The following is a 4,550-nucleotide window of genomic DNA, read 5'->3' as shown; positions in this document are numbered from 1 at the left end:
AACTTAAATCTATCACAGGCAAATCTGCCAGTCGCTTTATGCGCCAGTACAGACTTAGGAAGGCGAAAGAAATGTTAGCGGACAATGTAGCAACCGCATCAGAAATAGCCTATCGTGTAGGTTTTAGTAGTCCTACTTACTTCAATACATGTTTTCGCATCTACTACGGCTACTCACCTGGTAAAGCCAAGTATAGGAACAAAGACGCTGATCCGGAAATTTCAACTAAGGAATTAGTAATGGAGGTTAGTAAGCCTCCCTTGACAAATACATATGACAAAGTGGGGGATAAACCTTTCAAAAAAAGGTTTGTTTTAGTTCCTGTGTTAGTTTCCGTACTTCTATTTCTAGTTGTTTATATCCTTTATTTACGTTTTGATAGTGCCGATTCAACCCAGACTATCTCAATATCAAGTACAGATAAATCTATAGCTGTACTTCCCTTTAAGAATTATAGTGGCGACCCTGAAATGGATCCATTTTGTGAAGGCATGACTGATGAGGTTATCTCGAGGCTTACCAAAATCAAATCCTTTACCAAGGTAAGTTCCAGAACATCCATATTGCCCTACAAGGAATCCGGAAAAAGTATGCCGGAGATTGCCAGTGAACTTGGGGTTACCCATATTCTGGAAGGTAGTTTTCAAAAATCCGGAGATAAAATAAAAGTAAACCTTCAGTTGATTGATGGCTCTTCGGATAATCACTTTTGGGCCGATGAATATACCGGAGATTGGAATAGTGATGACATTTTTAAGATTCAGGCAGAGGTAGCAGAAAATGTTGCAAGAAACATGGACGTTCAGATTTCAGATAGTGAACAAGAGGGTATTCAAAAAATACCTACAAATAATCACCAGGCCTATACAAACTATGTTCTAGCACAATCTCAAAAATATAAGTTCAGTAGAATATCCATCCAGAACGCAATACCACTATTCAATAAGGCAATTGCATTAGATTCATCCTATGTTGATCCCTATATTGGTCTTGCAGACACCTATATTATGGGTGGTCTTGTTTGGGGTGTATTCAAGGAACAGGAAGCTTGGAGAAATGCAAAGGGTCTATTGCAAATTGCACGTGGGTTAGATCCTTCCAATGAACAAATTGAAGCCGAGCTAAATGCAGGGTATTTTTACTTTGATTGGAATTTTGAATTGGTGGAGAGCTATTACCAAAAAAGGCTTGAAAATTTTGTTTATGACAGAACTCCGGCCATCGATGCAGACTTTGCAAATAAAACGGGAAGATATGAAGATGTCCTTTCAACAATGGACAAGAATATTGCTAGGGATCCATCAGTAGGTGTTTTTTATACTTTTAAGGGTCAGGCATTAATGTTACAAGGTAAAAAGGAAGAAGCTACGGACATCTTGAAAACTACTGATCCCCTTTATAGTGATGATTGGTTTTATTTAAGGGAGTCAACCAAATTGCATTATTATTTGGAAAATTATAAGCCCTTCGAAGATCAATTGAAAAGATTAATGGTTAATTTCTCCGATCGTCCTCCTTTGCTATTTTGGCTCAATGCGGTGCATGACCATATGAATGGTGACTATGAAGGTGCTCTAAGCAATGTAAAGGAGTTACAAAAAAGCTATGAAAACGAAACCTCGGGCAGCCCGGCATGGTTTATTGCGCTATATTACTGCACACTCCAGGATTATGATAAAGCGTTTATTTGGCTTCAAAGGTCTTATGACCGGCATGAGGTTGAACTTACCTGGTTCCGTGAGGAACCCTTATTGATCCCGCTAAAAAATGATCCACGCTACAAAGTTCTTTATGACAAAATAGGTTTTTCCAAATTAAAGTAATCCTCAGTTGAAAAATAGGTTATCCCAAAACCTTATCCTCATATATCTAATAATCCCAAATTAAGGTAAGAAATATGTCTTACTGCAACATGTTTTATAGGATTACAATTATGTTGCATTAAAACCCGGGAAGTACTATAGCAATTGCAACATACTTACTATGTCCTCCTCCCGGAATTAGACCATCTTTAATATTCAATTAATCCTTTAATATTTATAGAGATGAAAACAAAACCATTTTATCAGTTAATATTTTTACTAATTCTTTTTACCACAGGCTGCTCTGACGATGATGCACCCGTTGTGGTTGAAACAGCAACAATTGATTTAATCAACAATACATTTCCCGAATATCAGGCAGAGATTCAGGAAACATTGGATGATTTATTCCAGAGCATTCAGGACAAAGATGCAGACAAGCTTATCTCCTTCCATGTTTATGGCCCTAAATTCACAGAATTTATCAATGGCGGATTAAGGGTAGGTTCTGCTGAGAACGAAGCGGCCGAAAGAGGGTTGGTCGACGCTATATCTGGATTCGAATATGATCTGAACGATTTAAAAATAGATGTTTATGGAGAAGTCGCCAAAGTAACCTTTCACGCAGATTTCAGACCGGTCATTGGAGGCGAAACATATCAAAATAATGCTCAAATAACCTTGCTATTTGTTAGGATTGATGGGTTGTGGAAAATAACACATGAACATAATTCGCCACTTAATATTGGAGCAGAGGGTAAAACAGTTTTATAAGGGTAAGTAGACGATTTAAATTTTATAACAAATCCGCTACTCGTTTTAAAAATCAATAAATCATGTTTAAATATTTTGATATGAAAAAAACAGTTAAACTAGTAAGTTTGGTTAGTATTTTGTGTTCCATTGTATTGTTCCCATCCTGTTCTAAAGACAATACTTCTTCCCCGGAGCCAATAGCGACACCGGAACCAACATCAACACCTATAGCCGCTGACAGAAGGGAAACTTTTATATTTTCATCAAATGGAGTAAGTATAACGGGAAAAATATTCATACCCAGCGAATATGAGAATAATAAAAACCTACCCGCAATCTATTTATTTGATTTTCCTGAAGAACTTTCCGGACTTAATCCAAATTTTCATGTCGCCACTGATGAAATTGACAAAGTGATTGGGGCAGTCAAAAATATCAGGTTGAATGCGCTGGTTATTACTATGGATGATTATAAGGACAATGATATGAGTCTCCCGGGAGACTTCGAAGAATATGGGAATATCTTTAAAAGTATGACTTCTTATGTAGATGATAATTATACCAGCAACCCCTCAAGAACATTCATTGCTAGAGGTAATGAAGCTAATATGGTACTAATGACTCTTTTTTTTGAAGAATCAGAAGTTTCTGTATTCCAAAATTTCATAGCTACGGATGCTCTTCACGTGGGTGATATGCAGGCGTTGCTTGAAAATGGAGGTATTCCCCAAGAAAATGAAAACAAAAAACTTCATTATTCAAATACTGATGAGGCTAGGAATGCTGCAATGATAAATGCCATTAGGGAGCAAGAATTACCTTGGTTAGAATTTGAATCCGTTACTTATCCAAATATGACATTCGAAGATGGATATAGGACTGCATTTGAAGATGGAATAAAGTATATTTTTGAAGACTAATGTCTTTGGACGAATAGGGGAATGTCTAATAGACCGAGTTTTATTCTGGTTCCAGTAGAATCCGAAAAACCGCTTAGCAGCTAGCCTTCATTTAGACTGAATATAGACTAAACAAATTCTTTTTAAAAGTTCATCTATAGTTCTTGTCTAGCAGAATAATTACGAACCTATGATCCTTCATCAAGAAGGAACATATACCTGGGACTATTAACGTTTCATGATCTCCCCCTGATTTTTCAACAATCTTAATATCATAAATTATGAAAACAATTATTAAATTCTTATTTACGCTTTTAATTTTATTTGCATTTTCCTGTAGTCAGGAATCCACGCAAGATCCACTTCCTACTGATTTGGATGGTGTTTCGGCAAAGGCATCTAGTAAACAAACGGCAGATATATTTATCCCTCCACCCCTAGGGACACCCCCACCCAACCTGGATGTAATAGGGACAGCAACTTTACATAGAAATAAAAATGGCATTACGGTTAATTATAAGGCTACCGGTTTATACCCGGGGGCCTATACCATATGGTGGGTCATCTGGAACAATCCTCTCGAATGTATTGGTGGTGATTTATGTGGCGAATCCGATTTTGGAACTCCAGGCGTGGATGTCGATGTAATGTATGCTGGCGGACACGTTGTGGGTAATAATGGGAAGGGCAATTTCTCAGCACACTTGAATGCCGGTGATGAAACTCCAGAATCAATGAACGTGCCTTTTGGACTTCCCTTGGTCGAAGGTGGTGGCTTACAAGTTGGGAAAACTTTTAGTGCAGAAGTTCATGTTGTTTTAAGAACCCATGGTCCTGCAGTTCCTGGTTTGGTCAATGAACAAATTAGTTCCTATGCAGGCGGGTGTGATACGCCATTCGACATTCTGCCTTTCACGGAGTATCCTGACGAAATTGGTCAATGTGCGGATATAGCTGCTGCCATTTTTGCACCTGTAAATTAAAAGAAGCTAACAAATTTGATAGCAAATAATAAAAGCCGAGGCCACACGCTTCGGTTTTTTGTCTTGTTGTAAACTTAGAAGGAGTTTTTGGAAGAACGATACGCTTAGAC

General features: G+C 37.7%; 4 protein-coding genes. All 4 read left to right on the top strand.

Going from position 1 to position 4,550, the window contains the following annotated elements; all coding sequences use genetic code 11:
• Positions 1-1,823: helix-turn-helix domain-containing protein (locus WBN20_RS14610; RefSeq protein ID WP_424282212.1), on the top strand; the 1,823-nt coding region annotated here is incomplete at its 5' end.
• A gap of 222 nt (positions 1,824-2,045) precedes the next feature.
• Positions 2,046-2,576 carry a YybH family protein gene (locus tag WBN20_RS14605; protein WP_424282211.1) on the top strand — a complete coding sequence of 177 codons (531 nt, stop codon included), beginning with the start codon at positions 2,046-2,048 and terminating at the stop codon, positions 2,574-2,576.
• Positions 2,577-2,656: 80 nt separating this feature from the next.
• Positions 2,657-3,478 carry a hypothetical protein gene (locus WBN20_RS14600; RefSeq protein WP_424282210.1) on the top strand — a complete coding sequence of 274 codons (822 nt, stop codon included), beginning with the start codon at positions 2,657-2,659 and terminating at the stop codon, positions 3,476-3,478.
• A gap of 260 nt (positions 3,479-3,738) precedes the next feature.
• Complete coding sequence (locus WBN20_RS14595) at positions 3,739-4,440, top strand: hypothetical protein (RefSeq protein WP_424282209.1); 702 nt, start codon at positions 3,739-3,741, stop codon at positions 4,438-4,440.
• The last annotated feature ends 110 nt before the right edge of the window (positions 4,441-4,550 follow it).

It is taken from the genome of Eudoraea sp., from assembly GCF_049665975.1.
Taxonomy (GTDB): domain Bacteria; phylum Bacteroidota; class Bacteroidia; order Flavobacteriales; family Flavobacteriaceae; genus Eudoraea.
Note: the sequence above shows the minus strand (reverse complement) of the source record. Positions and strands in the feature narration are given on the sequence as shown.